The 15,974-nt window shown below is 65.1% G+C and carries 11 protein-coding genes; 10 read left to right on the top strand and 1 reads right to left on the bottom strand.

The genetic code is table 11. From position 1 onward, the window contains the following. Positions 1-58 precede the first annotated feature (58 nt). From DY467_RS11780 to DY467_RS11770, 3 genes are all read left to right on the top strand, one after another. Positions 59-838, top strand: a complete 780-nt coding sequence (locus tag DY467_RS11780; protein WP_164636201.1) for an enoyl-CoA hydratase/isomerase family protein — start codon at positions 59-61, stop codon at positions 836-838. Positions 839-1,084: 246 nt separating this feature from the next. Further along, entirely contained in the window at positions 1,085-2,623 is a 1,539-nt protein-coding gene (locus tag DY467_RS11775) for an AMP-binding protein (protein ID WP_164636199.1), read from the top strand. A gap of 104 nt (positions 2,624-2,727) precedes the next feature. After that, a complete protein-coding gene (locus DY467_RS11770; RefSeq protein ID WP_164636197.1) occupies positions 2,728-4,173 on the top strand; it encodes a hypothetical protein in 1,446 nt (481 codons plus the stop codon). Positions 4,174-4,267: 94 nt separating this feature from the next. Here DY467_RS11770 and DY467_RS11765 read toward each other — a convergent pair whose 3' ends face one another. Further along, positions 4,268-5,530, bottom strand: coding sequence for a serine hydrolase domain-containing protein (locus DY467_RS11765; protein WP_164636195.1), 1,263 nt, complete (start codon positions 5,528-5,530; stop codon positions 4,268-4,270). 230 nt (positions 5,531-5,760) lie between these two features. Here DY467_RS11765 and DY467_RS11760 point away from each other — a divergent pair, with 230 nt between their 5' ends. The 7 genes from DY467_RS11760 (at position 5,761) to DY467_RS11730 (ending at position 15,926) form a co-directional block, all read left to right on the top strand. Then, positions 5,761-6,666, top strand: coding sequence for an intradiol ring-cleavage dioxygenase (locus DY467_RS11760; protein ID WP_164636194.1), 906 nt, complete (start codon positions 5,761-5,763; stop codon positions 6,664-6,666). A 30-nt stretch (positions 6,667-6,696) separates the two neighbouring features. Further along, positions 6,697-7,530 (top strand): aldo/keto reductase, encoded by an 834-nt coding sequence (locus DY467_RS11755; protein ID WP_205502292.1) that lies wholly within the window; start codon positions 6,697-6,699, stop codon positions 7,528-7,530. Positions 7,531-7,721: 191 nt separating this feature from the next. Then, complete coding sequence (locus tag DY467_RS11750) at positions 7,722-8,666, top strand: DMT family transporter (protein ID WP_107344117.1); 945 nt, start codon at positions 7,722-7,724, stop codon at positions 8,664-8,666. A 244-nt stretch (positions 8,667-8,910) separates the two neighbouring features. Next, positions 8,911-10,890, top strand: a complete 1,980-nt coding sequence (locus DY467_RS11745) for a putative bifunctional diguanylate cyclase/phosphodiesterase (RefSeq protein WP_246701526.1) — start codon at positions 8,911-8,913, stop codon at positions 10,888-10,890. A gap of 246 nt (positions 10,891-11,136) precedes the next feature. Next, entirely contained in the window at positions 11,137-12,567 is a 1,431-nt protein-coding gene (locus tag DY467_RS11740) for an aldehyde dehydrogenase family protein (protein WP_011157708.1), read from the top strand. A 108-nt stretch (positions 12,568-12,675) separates the two neighbouring features. After that, a complete protein-coding gene (locus DY467_RS11735; protein WP_164636188.1) occupies positions 12,676-13,890 on the top strand; it encodes an acyltransferase family protein in 1,215 nt (404 codons plus the stop codon). 329 nt (positions 13,891-14,219) lie between these two features. Continuing rightward, the gene (locus DY467_RS11730; RefSeq protein WP_164636186.1) at positions 14,220-15,926 is read left to right on the top strand and encodes an IlvD/Edd family dehydratase; all 1,707 of its coding nucleotides are present in this window, start codon (positions 14,220-14,222) and stop codon (positions 15,924-15,926) included. Positions 15,927-15,974 lie beyond the last annotated feature (48 nt).

Below are 15,974 nucleotides of genomic sequence, written 5' to 3'. Positions count from 1 at the left end.
GGAGCTGGATTGTTTCTTCGCTTCGCTCCTCGCAATGACGGCTTAAGGACATACGACCATGAGCAATGACGCCGTGATCATCGAAAAGCGCGATCAGGCGCTTTGGATCACCATCAACCGTCCCGACAAGCGCAACGCCATCAATGCCGGCGTGGTCGAGGGCATCACCCGTGGCTGGAAGCAGGCGCACGACGACGCCGAGGTGCGGGTGATCGTGCTCACCGGTGCCGGCGACAAGGCGTTCTGCGCCGGCGCCGACCTGCAATCGACCGGCGCGGCGTTCTCGTTCGATTTCTCCAAGCCGAATGTCGACTACGCCGATCTGTTGCGATTGGCGCAGAACGCGACCAAGCCATCGATCGCTCGCGTCAACGGCACCTGCATGGCAGGCGGCATGGGCCTGCTGTGCATGACCGACATGGCGGTCGCTGCCGACAACGTGCAGTTTGGGCTTCCGGAGGTGAAGGTCGGCGTGTTCCCGATGCAGGTCATGAGCCTATTGCAGGACATCGCGCCGCGGCGCCTGATTGCCGAATGGTCGCTGACCGGCGAGCCGTTCGATGCCCAGGCGGCGCTTGCGGCTGGATTGCTGAACTACGTGGTGCCGGCCGCCGAACTCGACGCCAAGGTCGAGTGGCTGTCGAAGCGTCTGACCGACAAGTCCCCCACCGCAATCCGCCGCGGCAAATACGCAATGCGCGCGATCGCCTCGATGTCGTTCGACGAGAGCATCGCCTACACGGAGAGCCAGATCGCGCTGCTGGCGATGACCGAAGATGCCAAGGAAGGCCTGAAGGCGTTCGCCGAGAAGCGCAAGCCGGTGTGGCCGGGGAAGTGATTGATACGACAAAGGCCTTTCTTTCGTCATTCCGGGGCGCCGCGCAGCGGCGAACCCGGAATCCATACTCCCCGTGTTAGTTGGTGAGCAGCGCGTCGATTACTTCGCCGGAAGACGAGGGCGCAGGGGTTATAGATTCCGGGTTCGCGAGCTGCGCTCGCGCCCCGGAATGACGAATGGATAGGATGATTGAATAGAAGCCACGCCGCAGCAAAGCGGCGGGCGCTAAGCGAGGGAGGCACGACGATGCTGGCATCCGAGATGATCCGGCGCGGCGCGGTATATCACGGGCCGAAGACGGCGGTGATGTTCGGCGATCAGCGCATGACCTTCACCGAGGTCGATCTGCTGTCGAACCGCATCGCCAACGTCTTCATCGACACCTTCAAGCTCGATGTCGGCAACCGGGTCGGGATGCTGCTGAACAATTCGATCTACACGCTGCCGATCGATTTCGGCTTCGTCAAATCGCGGCTGTCGCGGGTGCCGCTGAATTCCCGTCTGTCGCTCGTCGAACAGCAGCAGATGCTGGAAGGTGCCGGCGTCGACATCCTGATCCATGGCACCGACCTGACTGACCGCGCCCGCGAACTGGCGCAGGCAATGCATGGCCTGAAGCTGATCAGCATCGGCAGCGTGGATGCGGACGATCTGCTGCAGCTCGCCAAGGCGCAGTCCGATGCGCCGCCGGCGCGGCGCTGTGAGCCGGACGACATCGTCATCACCATCTTCACCTCGGGCACGACCGGCAAGCTCAAGGCGGTGGAGCACACCCAGGCGAGCTGGGCCGCGATGGCCACCAATGTGCTGATCAATATGGAGGTCGGCGAGGGCGACGTGATGCTGCACGCCGCCTCGATGATCCACGCCTCGGGCTGTTTCATTGTGCCGTATTGGCTGCGCGGCGGCGTCGCCGCGGTGCTGCCCGGCTTCACGCCGGCAAGCTACCTCGACGCGGTCGAGCGTTGGAAGCCGGCCGCGCTCAATCTGGTGCCGACCATGATCGGCATGCTGCTCGATCACCCGGGCATCGAGCAGGCAGACTTTTCGAGCGTCAAACGCATCATCTACGGCGCCTCGCCGATGCCGCGGCCGGTGATGCAGCGGGCGCTGAAGCTGTGGGGCCCGCGGTTCGCGCAGTATTACGGCCAGTCTGAAGCGCCGATCTTCATCACCCATCTGACCCAGCAGGATCATGTCGGGCCAAAAGCGGAGCAGCGGCTCGCCTCCTGCGGCCGGCCGTCGATCGATTGCGAGGTCAAACTGGTCGATGAAGCCGGCGAGGAGGTCGCGCCGGGCGAGGCCGGTGAGATCGCGTTGCGGACGCCGTTTGCGATGAAGGGCTATTACAATGCGCCCGAGCTGAACGCGCAGATGTTCCTGCCCGATGGTTGGCTGCGCACCCGCGACGTCGGCCGCTTCGACGAGGACGGCTATCTTTATCTGGTCGACCGCACCTCCGACATGATCGTGTCGGGCGGCTACAACGTCTATCCGCGCGAGGTCGAGGACGCGCTTGCGGCGCATCCGGCGGTGCGCGAGGTGGTGGTGGTCGGGTTGCCCGACGACAAATGGGGCGAGAGCGTCGCGGCCTTCGTGGCACTGCGCGCCGGCGCCAGCGCCGAGGAGGCCGAGCTGATCGCTTTCGCGCGCGAGCGAGTGGCGAGCTACAAGGTGCCGAAGCAGGTGCGGTTCATCGACGAGGTACCGAAGAGCCCGGTCGGCAAGCTGCTGCGCCGCGCGGTGCGCGATCCCTTCTGGCAGGGCCGCGACCGCAAGATCTGAGGGTTAACAAGATCTGAACGCCGGGGCCTGTAGCTTTACCGGATATTATCGGCGGTTGTGGTTCGATTTCCGGAACGTTGCTTCCGATCGGAAAGAGCCGCTCCTTGACCGTTCCGGCGATCCATTTGACCGAGACCGCCGGCGCGCGCAGCTTCGTGCTGCCGCTGCTGGTCGGCACCGGCGTGCTCGTCTTCCTGCTGCTGTTCGGCGACAGCCTGCTGCAGGATTCCGACAGCTACTGGCAGATCGAAACCGGCCGCTGGATTTTGGCGCACGGCACGGTGCCGACGGTCGACAGCTTCTCGTTCAGCAAGGCCGGCGAGCCCTGGCAGTCGAGCTCGTGGCTGGCGCAGGTGATCTTCGCGCTGGCGATGCAGGCTGGCTGGGCCGGGCCGGTGATCGTCACCGCACTCGCGGTCGCGGCGGCGCTGGCGATGTTCACCGCTTACCTTGAACGCTACGCCTCCGCGCTGGTGACGGCGACGCTGGCGCTCGCCGTGATGGTGCTGATCATGCCGCACGTGCTGGCACGGCCGCACATGCTGACGCTGCCCGTCATGGTGGCCTGGTTCATCGGCCTGATCGATGCCGCCGACCGGAAAGTTGCGCCGCCCTGGGCGCTGCTGCTGGTGATCGCGCTATGGGCCAATCTGCACGGCGGCTTCGTGTTCGGACTGATGCTGATCGGCCCGTTGGGAGTGGAGGCGCTGCGCCAGGCCGAGCCGCAGCGGCGAGGGGCGCTGGCGCTGCGCTGGGCCGCGTTCGGCGTTGCTGCCGTTGCCGCCTGTTGCGCCACGCCTTACGGCTGGGGCACGCTGCTGGCGGCCACCAGGATCCTCAGCCTCGGCGAAGTGCTGTCGACGCTCGGCGAGTGGGCATCGTCGGATTTTGCCAAGTTCGGCACCTTTGAAGCCAGCCTACTGGCGCTGCTCGGCATCGCTTTGGCGCGCGGGCTGACGTTGCCTTGGCCGCGGCTGCTGTTGGTACTCGGGCTGGTGCATATGGCGCTCGCTCACGTCCGCAGCATCGAACACTACGCGCTCCTGGTCCCGATGATCGCGGCGCGGCCGTGGGCGCTGCAGCTCGGGCTTGGGCGCAAGTCGGCCGAGGCGAAGCCTGATCTCGCTCCGCCGGCCTGGGCCGGCGTCGTCGCCGTGATCGCAATCATCGCGGCCACGATCGCTGCGGCGCCGCGGCTGCATTATCGCTTCGACGAACCCCAGGTGCCGGAGCGGGCACTGGCCGCCGTGCAGGCATACGGCGCCAAGAGGATCTTCAACGCTTACATCTTCGGCGGCTATCTGATCTCGCGCCACGTGGCGGTGTTCATCGACGGCCGTGCCGAGCTGTACGGCGAGGCGCGGGTGATGGATATGATCCGCGCTACCGCTGGGCGCGATCCCGTCGCGCTCGACCGCATGCTGACCGGCAACGACATCGATGCGACGATGCTGCCGCCAAGCGCGCCTGCCGTTCGGCAGATGGACGAACGGCCGGGCTGGCGCCGGCTCTACGCCGACGACATCGCCGTCGTGCATGTGCGCGATTAGCTCGGTCATTCCGAGCGAAGCAATCCAGTTTCGAGCAGAGCGGGATTGCTTCGTCGCTTCGCTTCTCTCAATGACGAAGGACCAGGCTGCGATCTTAAAGATTGCTCTCGGTGATCGCGCTGTACACCAGGGTGCGCAGCTCGCGGCGGATCGGGTAGGCGCTGGAGGGGATGAGCTGGGTCATGAAGATGGTGATCAGCTCTTCGGCCGGATCGATCCAGAACGCCGTCGAGGCGGCGCCGCCCCAATAGAATTCGCCGGCCGAGCCCGGCAGCAGCGTCAGCGCCGGATTCATGTTGACGGCGAAGCCGAGGCCGAAGCCGGCATTGGTCGCTTCGGAGAATATCGACAGCGACATCTGGGTGAGGTCGCGGTTGCCGGGCAAATGATTGCTGGTCATCAGCCTCAGCGTTTTCGGCCCGATCAGCCGGACGCCACCCAGTTCGCCGCCGTTGAGCAGCGCCCGGCAAAAGGTGAGATAGTCTGCGGTGGTCGACACCAGCCCGCCGCCGCCGGAGATTAGCGCTGGCGGCGCGAGGAAGCTCGAGGTTGCCGGATCGTCCGACAGCGTCATGCCGCCCTTGCCGTCGGCGGTGTAGCAGGCGGCGAGGCGCTGCGCTTTGGCGGCCGGCACGTAGAAGTCGGTGTCGGTCATGCCGAGCGGATCGAGGATGCGCTGCTTGACGAACTGCTCGAACGGCATGCCGCTGATCTTCTGCACGATGTAGCCGACGATGTCGGTCGACACCGAGTAGTTCCAGGCGTCGCCCGGCGAGAACTCCAGCGGGATCTGCGCCAGATCGGCGATCCAGGAATCCAGCGTGCCGGCCTTCTCGAAGGCGCCGATGCCTTTGTCGCGATAGGCGGCGTCGATATTGGTGCGATTCTGGAAGCCATAGGTCAGGCCGGAGGTGTGGCGCAGCAGGTCCACCACCTGCATCGGCCGCGCCGGCGGTTTGGTCAGGAAATACGGCGCGATGCCGGCCTGGAACACGCCGAGATTGGCCCATTGCGGAATGTACTTGACCACCGGATCGTCGAGCTGCACCCGGCCTTCCTCGAACAGCATCATCAATGCCACCGAGGTGATCGGCTTGGTCATCGAATAGATGCGGAAGATGGTGTCGTCGCGCACCGCGACCTTGCGTTCGACGTCGGCGAAGCCGAGCGAGGACTGGTACACGATCTGGCCGCGACGATACACGAGTGTCTGGGTGCCGGGCAGCTTGCCGGAATCGAGATACAGTCGCCGCAGATGATCGTCGATCCGGCGCAGTGCGGCCTCGGACATGCCGGCGCTGGCGGCCGATCCGATGGTCGGCGTCGAGGATTGGGCTACTGCGGCTTGGCTCGGCATCGCTTCACTCCTGAAGATCGTGGATCGTCCGGTTGACGGTCCCGGATTCTGAGATGGTTCGCTCGGGCGCCCTTGATATCGGAAAACCGTGACGCGTTCTATCGGCGCCATGCCGCGCGCGATGCGCCGACGTCTGTGCTTCCATGCATGCCCGCCTGCCGTGGCGGCGCTTACCACAGCCGGAAGCATGGTGTACCGTCGCCGCCTCTCCAACGACCATTGAGCGGGACATGCCTCAATTCGACGAGACCGACCTCACCGAGGCGGTCGTCAAGAGCTTCGACGAAACCCCCGATCCGCGCATGAAGCTGTTGATGCGCGAGCTGGTGCGCTCGCTGCACGACTATGTCCGCCGCACCGGCCTGACCTTCGAGGAATGGGAGAAGGCAATCGATTTCCTCACCCGGACGGGGCAGAAATGCACGCCGAGCCGGCAGGAATTCATCCTGCTGTCGGACGTGCTCGGGGTCTCGATGCTGGTCGATGCCGTCAATCACCGCGACCGCGCCGGCGCGACGCAGACGACGGTGCTCGGCCCGTTCTATGTCGGCGAGCACAAGCCGATGCCGCATGGCGCCGACATTGCCGAAGGCGTCGATGGTGAGCCGATGTATGTCACGGCTCGTGTCACCGACCTCGACGGCGCGCCGGTTGTCAATGCCGCGGTCGATGTCTGGCATGCGGACGATGACGGCTTCTACGATTCCCAGAAGCCCGGCTATGCCGAGCAGGGCGCGTCGCTGCGGGCGCGGTTCGCGACCGATGTGGACGGCCGGGTGGCGTTCCGCACCATCCTGCCGTGCAGCTATCCGATTCCGATCGATGGTCCGGTCGGTGACCTGATCCTGGCGGCCCGCCGGCACCCGATGCGGCCGGCCCATGTGCATTTTCTGGTCAGCGCCCCTGGCTTCGAGCCGCTGGTCACCCATGTCTTCATCGAAGGTGATAAATATCTGGAGTCCGACGTCGTCTTCGGGGTCAAGGACGAGCTGATTTCGAACGTTGAATTGCGCAACGATGCGGTGATGCCCGACGGTCGCGAAGCCTCGGGGCCGTGGCATTTGATGACCTACGAGTTCCGGCTGAAGCCGGGCCAAGGTGCCGCGCCGCGGCCGATGATGGCCAGCACGGCGTGATCGTGATGGGAGTGGATGGTGACTGGGGACATGCGCAGATTCGGCCGGATGGGGCCGAAGCTTGCGCCGATCGGGCAGGGCACCTGGTATATCGACCAGGGTGACCGCGCGTCGGCGCTCGCCGCGCTGCGGCGCGGCCTCGATCTCGGCCTGACGCACATCGACACTGCCGAGATGTATGGCGACGCCGAGCCTTTGGTCGCCGAAGCGATTGCCGGCCGGCGCGACGAGGTGTTTTTGGTTTCGAAAGTGTTACCGAGCAACGCCTCCCGCCGCGGCACCGTCGCGGCCTGCGAGCGTTCGCTGGCGCGGCTCCGCACTGATCGGCTCGACTGCTATCTGCTGCATTGGCGTGGGCATTATCAGCTCAGCGAGACGGTGGCCGCGTTCGAGGAGCTGGTCGCCGCCGGCAAGATCCTGTCCTGGGGCGTCAGCAATTTCGACGCTGGCGACCTGCGCGAACTGCAGCGGATCGCCGGGGAGGGCAAGATCGCCTGCAATCAGGTGCTGTATCATCTGCTCGAACGGGCGATCGAGCACACCGTTATTCCGTGGTGCGAAGCTCATGGCGTCGCGGTGACGGCCTATTCGCCGTTCGGTCACGACGAATTTCCGGCGCCGCGTAGCGCGGCGGGCCGGCTGCTGCAGAGCATCGCCGACGCCCATGGCGCGACGCCGCGGCAAGTGGCGCTGGCGTTTCTGACCCGGCGGCCGTCGGTGTTTGCGATCCCGAAGGCCAGCAATCCGGCCCACGCGGCGGACAATGCGGCGGCCCTCGCGCTCAAGCTCAGCGACGAGGAGATCGACGCGATCAATCAGGCCTGCCCGCTCGGCCCGGAGCCCGCCAGCCTGCCGATGCTGTAAGCGAAAAAGTGCGCGCAGCGCGACACAAGCCCGCCACGCAAGCGCTTTTCCGGACCTGTCGCATGACCGAGTCCCGATTTCGGCACTTGTGCCGGCGCGCCGAACATCGTTTTGTCGGATTATTAGTTGATAGGGACCTTCGCCCGCGGACGGGTCCCGCCTTCCTGCCATCTCCAAAGCGTTATCGAGCCTTGACCGTCACCTCGCCAAGCAACGACGCCGTGCGCCGGCTCACCCACCGCCACGCCGACCATCCGCTGCGCGGCATCGCGCTGATCGTCGGCTCGACGGTGTTTCTCGCCTGCTCGGACACGCTGGCGAAGTATCTCGGCCGCACGCTGCCGCCGATCGAGATCGGCTGGATTCGGTTTCTGGTGTTCCTGCTGATCATGATCCCGGTGGCGCTCGCCTCCAAGGAATCGCCGCTGCGCTCGGTGCGGCCGAAGCTGCAGGTGCTGCGGGCGCTGGCGCTGGTGTCATCCTCGGTGCTGTTCATCACCAGCCTGCAGTTCCTGCCGATCGCGGAAGCCTCGGCGACGTCGTTCGTGGCGCCGCTGTTCGTCACCGCGCTGTCGATCCCGCTGCTCGCCGAGCACGTCGGCATCCGGCGCTGGATCGCGACGCTGGTCGGCCTCGTTGGCGTGCTGATCGTAATCCGGCCCGGCTCGGCCGCGTTCGATCCTGCGGTGCTGCTGCCGATCCTGTCGGCATTCGGCTGGGCGCTGACGCTTACCTTGACGCGGATGATCAGCGGCGCCGATCGCGCCGTGGTCACGATGTCGTTCTCGGCGTTGGTCGGCTTCATCACCCTCAGCGCGGTGGTGCCGTTCGTCTGGGTGACGCCGACCTGGCAGGACATCGGCATCGGCCTGCTGGTCGGACTCGCCTCGACCATGGGGCAGTGGGTGGTGGTGCTGGCCTATCGCTATGCCGACGCCTCGGTGCTGGCGCCGTTCACCTACAGCCAGCTTGTCTGGGTCGCGTTTCTCGGCTTTGGCGTGTTCGGCGAGGTGCCCGACGTCTGGACCTTTGTCGGCGCCGCGGTGATCATCGGCAGCGGCATCTACACCGCACAGCGCGAGCGGCTACGCCGCAAGCAGCAGGAACTGCCCTCAGAGCCGTATCCGAGCCCCTAAGCTATCCGCGCGCGAACGATGGCGCGTACGACTTCTCGTTGTTGTCGGCTGCTATCTACACGTAGCAATATTCCAGCGATGATGAGTAACGGATGTCGCGCGGCGTTCCGCCGCGACGGCTGCGGTCAATTTGGCGATCGCTTTAAGCATTAGGCAAAACCACGATGCCAGAGTGCGAAGCGAAAGCAGGTTCAAATCGCAGATGGCTGAACTTCCTTCCGCGTCCGACGCCCACAGTTGGGGAATGATCGCTCTGGCCGCCGTGCTGTGCGCACTTGGCGTCGTGGCGGCTTATGGCGGGCTGCGCAGCGTCCGGATCAGCGAGGGCAAGGGACGCCGGTACTGGATCATCGCGACCGGCTTTGCCTCGATCAGTTCAGTCGCGTCTGTTGCAGCGCTGGCGCTGCTCGCGGCCTCGGATGCGCCGCTTGCACCGACCATCGCGCTGGCGCTGATGATCGGCTCTGTGATCGCGACCACCGGCTTTGCGAGCCTGGCGGTTTGGCTAAGTTCGATCGCAGGTCGCCGCACCCGACTGACCTTGGCCGAACGTGACATGGTGCTGGACGCGATCCTCAACGATGCGGCGCGCGGGTTCTGTCTGTTCGACGCTGAGGGGCGGCTGAAGCTTTGGAACGAAGCCTTCCTCGACATCTATGCGATCCCGCCGGGCCGCGAGATCGCCGGTTACTGCCTGCGTCGCACGCTGGCGGTGATGCGGAATTCCGGTAACTTCGTCAGCGATCAGCGGCAACTGATCGAACTGAGTGCTGCGATCGCCTCGGGTGGACCGGCCAGCCTGGTCGCCGAACTGCGAGACGGCCGGCATATCCGGATCGCTCTGAGGCGCCTGCCGAACGGCGGCTGGATCGCCAAGCACAGCGATGTCACCGACCACAAACAGGCCGAGCAGCGCTTCGCTTATCTGGCGTTGCACGACGTTGCCACCGGTCTGCCGAACCGCGCCGCGTTCAACGACCGCATCGTCCAGAGCGTTGAGCAGGCGCGCCGCTTCGACGGCAGCTTTGCGGTGATCCGGCTCGGCATCGATCGCTTCAAAGAGATCAACGACGTGTTCGGCCAGGCGGTCGGAGACGCGGTGCTGGCCGAGATGGCGCATCGTCTCGCAGACACCTGCCATTGGGGCTTCCTGGCACGGCCGGGCGGCGACGAGTTTTCGATCGTCACTCCGCCTGATGCCGCGGACGACTCGATCCAGGACGTCTGCCGGCAGCTTGCCGAGCTGTGCGACACCGAGTTCGAAGTCGATGGCCATCACATCCGCGTCGGTGCGACCGCGGGAGTCAGCGTCTATCCGCGCGACGGCGATGACGCGGACACGCTGATCGCCCATGCGGACGTTGCGCTGTATCGCGCCAAGACCGAGCAACGCGGCACGGTGTGCCTGTTCGAGCCGGCGATGGATCTGCAGATCCGTGAAAAGCGCGCGCTGCAGCGCGAGCTCGCGGTGGCGCTGGAGCAGCGCCAGTTCGAAATCCACTACCAGCCGCAGGCCTGCACATCCGGCGAGATCGTCGGCTTCGAAGCGCTGCTGCGCTGGCGCCATCCGGTGCGCGGCATGGTGTCGCCTGCGCTGTTCGTGCCGCTCGCGGAAGAGACCGGCCAGATCGGCCCGATCGACGAATGGGTGCTGCGCAGCGTCTGCGCCGAGGCCGCGTCATGGGCCAAGCCGCTGGCGATCGCCGTCAACTTCTCGCCGCTCGACTTCCGCCGCTTCGATGTGCCGGCGCTGATCCTGCAGATTTTGCTGGAGACGGGACTCGAGCCATCGCGGCTCGAGATCGAAATCACCGAAGGCGTGCTGATTGATGATTTCGCCGGTGCAATCGCGATCCTGCGCAGGATCAAGAATCTCGGCGTGCGCGTCGCGATGGACGATTTCGGCGCCGGCTATTCGTCGCTGTCGTATCTGCAGTCGTTTCCGTTCGACAAGATCAAGATCGATCAGGCCTTCACCCGGAAGCTCGAAACCAATCCGGAATCGGCCGCGATCGTCGAAGCGATCCTCAGCCTGGCACGGACGCTGAAACTGCCGGTGATCGCCGAGGGCGTCGAGACCGAGAAACAGCTCGCCTTCCTGGCTCAGGCCGGCTGCGACGAGGTGCAGGGCTATCTGATCGGCAGGCCGCAACCGATCGCCCATTACCGCGATCTGACCACCGGCGAAGCGGTCGCGGCGACACCGTTGGCGCAAGCGGTTTGATGCTGCGCCGCAGCAGGATGCTCGTAATTTCCGTGCAGTGGTAGAAGATCTTTCTCGATCACGCCACACACGCGCAATTGTGCGAGGATGCCTTGCTCCGCTCGCGTCGGTGATTTTATATGCCGTTCCCGCATATGGCGGTGGTCGATTTTTCGGACCGTTCGTACCGAGGCGAGGGCCTCGCGCGATGGCGCCGATCCTGATCACACTCACCACCAACCACCCGCGATTAAGCAAGAGGTTCCGATGGTCAACCGCATGCAGTTCTATATCGATGGCGCCTGGGTCGATCCCGTCGTCAAGAAGTCGACGCCGGTCGTCAATCCCGCCACCGAAGAGGCGATGTATGAGGTTGCGCTCGGCTCCAAGGCCGACGTCGACAAGGCGGTCGCCGCCGCCAAGCGTGCGTTCGAGACGTTCTCGGTGACCAGCCGCGAAGAGCGCATCGCGTTGCTGGAGAAGGTGGTCGCGATTTACAAGAGCCGGATGAAGGAAATCGGCGCCGCGATCTCCGACGAGATGGGCGCGCCGTTGCCGATGGCCGAGAAGATGCAGGCCGGCGCCGGCCTGGGCCACATCATGTCGACGCTCGACGTGCTGAAGAACTATCAGTTCGAGGAGCCGCTCGGCTCGGCGATGATCGTGCGTGAGCCGATCGGCGTCGTCGGCATGATTACGCCGTGGAACTGGCCGCTCAATCAGATCGCCTGCAAGGTCGCGCCCGCGATCGCAGCCGGCTGCACCATGGTGCTGAAGCCGAGCGAATTCACCCCGACCTCGGCGCTGCTGTTCGCCGAAATCCTGCACGAAGCCGGCGTGCCGAAGGGTGTGTTCAACCTCGTCAACGGCCTCGGTCCGGAGGTCGGCGCGGCGATGAGCGAACATCCCGACATCGACATGATCTCGTTCACTGGTTCGACCCGCGCCGGCATCGACGTCGCCCAGCGTGCGGCGCCGACGGTGAAGCGCGTCAGCCAGGAGCTCGGTGGCAAGTCGCCGAACGTCATCCTCGAGGACGCCGACCTGACCAAGGCGGTGACCGGTGGTGTGATGCACATGTTCAACAACTCCGGTCAGTCGTGCAACGCGCCGAGCCGGATGATCGTGCCGCTGTCGAAGATGAAGGAGGTCGCGGCGATCGCCAAGGGCGTCGCCGAGAAGACCAAGGCGGGCGATCCGCGCGGCGAAGGCACCACCATCGGTCCGGTCGTCAACCGCATCCAGTGGGACAAGATCCAGACGCTGATCAACAAGGGCATCGAGGAGGGCGCCACCCTCGTCGCCGGCGGTCCCGGCCTGCCGGAAGGCGTCAACAAGGGCTTCTATGTGCGCCCGACGGTGTTCGCCGATGTCACCAAGGACATGACCATCGCGCGTGAAGAAATCTTCGGGCCGGTGTTGGTGATCATGGGCGCCAAGGACGAGAACGAGGCGGTCGAGCTCGCCAACGACACGCCGTACGGTCTGGCCGGTTACGTCTCGGCTGGCTCGGTTGATCGCGCCCGCGCGGTCGGCCGCAAGATCCGCGCCGGCAACGTCAACCTGCAGGGCGTGCCCAACGAACGCACCGCGCCGTTCGGTGGCTACAAGCAGTCGGGCAACGGTCGCGAGTGGGGCAAGTTCGGTCTCGAAGAATATCTCGAGGTCAAGGCAATCGCCGGCTTCAACGCCGCGTAACTGCGACCGCGCGATGCCGGGGCCGTCTGGTTCCGGCATCGCCGCGGGGTTAATGATTAATACGCTCGTGCATTGATCCAGGTTCGAGCGCCTGCCATTGCTGCTCCAATGGCCGTGACGCTACGAACCGACACCATTCATTTCGGCGCGCTCGACAGTTGGCGTGGCCTGTGCGCGATCTTGGTCGCGCTGTTTCATCTCAGTGTGCTCGGCCACATCCACGACGTTCCGCTGATCAGAAACGCATTTCTGTTCGTCGATTTCTTCTTCGTGCTCAGCGGCTTTGTGATCACCCACGCGTATCTCGGGCGCCTCAACACGGGCTCGGAGTTCACTGCCTTCGCGATCAAGCGGCTGGGGCGGATCTGGCCTTTGCACGTCGTCGTGCTGGCGGCATTCGTGCTGGCTGAAGCCGTCAATTTCGCGCTGGCAATGGCGATCGGCTTCAAGACCGGACACGCGCCGTTCGCCGCAGAAGGTTATCGGCCGCTGGTTGCGATTCCGGCGCAACTGCTGCTGCTGCAGGCGGTGAATGTCTCGGACAAGCTGACCTGGAATTTCCCAAGCTGGAGCATTGGGGCCGAATACTGGACCTACCTCGTCTTCGGCCTGATCGTGCTCACCATGCCGCGGTGCCGGACGTTTGTGCTGGCCGCGGTTGGGCTGCTCGCAGCTGCGGTCGTGGCGTCGTTTTCAAAGCATGGTATCGAAACCACCTACGACTTCGGATTGTTTCGTTGTCTGTACGGCTTCACGGTGGGCCATCTGACCTACCTGATCTACCGGACCGCAAAGGCCGCGCCGAGCCGGCGTTTCGGCACAGCGATCGAGGTCGGCATCGTCGCATTGGTATGTGGTTTCGTCATTGCCGCCGGAAGAGGGCCGTTGTCGCTGGCTGCGCCTCTGCTGTTCGGCGTGACCGTGCTGATCTTTGCTTACGAGCGCGGGCTGGTCTCGCGCATGTTGAACTGGCCGGTGTTCGTCAAGCTCGGCGAGCTGTCGTATTCGATCTACATGGTGCACGCCTTCGTGGCTTTGATGATCATGACCGCTGCGACGATCGGGCAGAAATTGATCGGGCGCCCTTTGCTCGTGGAACAGATCCACGACGGCGAACCGGTAAAGGTGATCGCCAACCTGAACGTCTATGTGCTGGACGCGATCTTCGTGGCCTACATTGGGATCATCATCGGCCTCTCGGCGCTGACCAGACGGCTGGTCGAAATTCCCGGCCAACGTTTGTTCGGCCGTTGGGCCAAGAAGGCAGCTTCGGCACCTCGACCGGCCGCAGCTCCACTGGGACCGGTGTCACAGCAACCTTAGGGACGGCCGCGCCGTCATTGCTGCCAAGGAACCGCCGCGCCGCCGAGGGCGTGGTCCGGTAGTCGTCCGAGTAGTTGGTTCATCTTACCGTCGTTAAAAGGAGCTTAAGTGCCGCGGCTCCGGGGCGATCGACTCGCCCGAACGAGGGCGAAGGATCCGATGAACCCGCTGCTTTCCGTCTCCCATCGACGCCAGTTCCTGACCATTGCCCTCAGCGGCGTCGCGATTCTGATCGCGCTGGTTGTGGCCAAGGTGATCACCTGACCCTCCGCGATTGACATCGGCGTCCCCCTTCCCTCAAGTGCAGCGAAACTGCTGCGGGACGGAACATGGCCGACGGATTGCGCAAGGGACTGACAGCTTACGGCGATTCAGGATTCTCGCTGTTCCTGCGCAAAGCCTTCATCAAGGCGATGGGCTATTCGGACGACGCGCTCGACCGGCCGATCGTCGGCATCACCAACACCCACAGCGACTACAATCCCTGCCACGGCAACGCACCGCAGATTATCGAGGCGGTCAAGCGCGGCGTGATGCTGGCCGGCGCGATGCCGATGGTGTTTCCGACCATCTCGATCGCCGAGAGTTTTGCGCATCCGACCTCGATGTACTTGCGCAACCTGATGGCGATGGACACCGAGGAGATGATCCGCGCCCAGCCGATGGACGCGGTGGTGGTGATCGGCGGCTGCGACAAGACGCTGCCGGCGCAAGTGATGGCCGCGGTGTCGGCCGATCTGCCGACGGTGGTGATCCCGGTGGGGCCGATGGTGGTCGGGCATCACAAAGGCGAGGTGCTTGGCGCCTGCACCGACTGCCGGCGATTGTGGGCGAAGTATCGTGCCGGCGAGATCGACGATGCCGAGATCGAAGCGGTCAACGGGCGGCTGGCGCCGTCGGTTGGCACCTGCATGGTGATGGGCACGGCGTCGACGATGGCCTGCATGATCGAGGCGATGGGGCTGTCGCTGCCGATGAGCGCGACGATCCCGGCGCCGCATGCCGAGCGCTTCCGCTCGGCGGAGGCCAGCGGCCGCGTCGCCGCCGCGATGGCCAAGGCCAAGGGGCCGCGCCCCAGTGAGCTTCTGACGCCGGCGGCGTTCCGTAACGCGCAGGTGGTGCTGCAGGCGATCGGCGGATCGACCAACGGGCTGATCCATCTCACCGCGATCGCCGGCCGTGTGCCGCATCGGATCGATCTCGACGAGTTCGATGCGATCGGCCGCCAGGTGCCGGTGCTGGTCGATCTCAAGCCGTCCGGCGCGCACTACATGGAGCACTTCCACCACGCCGGCGGCGTGCCGAAGCTGATGGCGCAGCTCGGTGATTTGATCGAACTCGACGCCAGCACCGTGACCGGCGCGACGCTGCGTGAGGTGGTGGCGCAGGCCGAGGATGTGCCGGGGCAGGACGTGATCCGCTCGCGCGATAATCCGATCCGCGGCGAGGGTGGGCTTGCGGTGCTACACGGCAATCTGGCGCCGCGCGGCGCCTTGATCAAACATGCGGCGGCATCGCCCGGCTTGCTGCAGCACACCGGCCGAGCGGTGGTGTTCGAAACGCTGGAGGACATGGCGCGGCGGATCGACGATCCCGATCTCGACGTCACGGCAGATGATGTGCTGGTGCTGCGCAATGCCGGACCGAAGGGCGCGCCTGGTATGCCGGAGGCGGGCTATCTGCCGATCCCGCTGAAGCTGGCGCGGGCAGGGGTGAAGGACATGGTCCGGATCTCGGACGCGCGGATGAGCGGCACTGCGTTCGGCACCATCGTGCTGCACATCACGCCGGAAAGCGCCGAGGGCGGACCGCTGGCGCTGGTGCAGACCGGCGACCGGATCGCCCTCGACGTCGCCGCGCGCCGGATCGACCTGCTGGTCGACGACGCCGAGCTCATCCGCCGCCGTGCCGCGCTGCCGGTGACTGCTGCGACCCGCCCGGGACGCGGCTACGCGCAGTTGTTCCACGACGCGGTGTTGCAGGCCGACGAGGGCTGCGACTTCGATTTCCTCACGGCGTCCGGTCGCTCGACCTAGCCGGTTCCCGACCGGCGGTTGTTTGGCAGCTGTCGGATTGGCGGGCGC

Origin of the sequence: Rhodopseudomonas sp. BR0G17, assembly GCF_010907025.1 — a bacterium.
In the GTDB taxonomy this organism is placed as follows: Bacteria; Pseudomonadota; Alphaproteobacteria; order Rhizobiales; family Xanthobacteraceae; genus Rhodopseudomonas; species Rhodopseudomonas palustris_H.
This window is presented reverse-complemented; position numbering and strand designations above follow the sequence as displayed.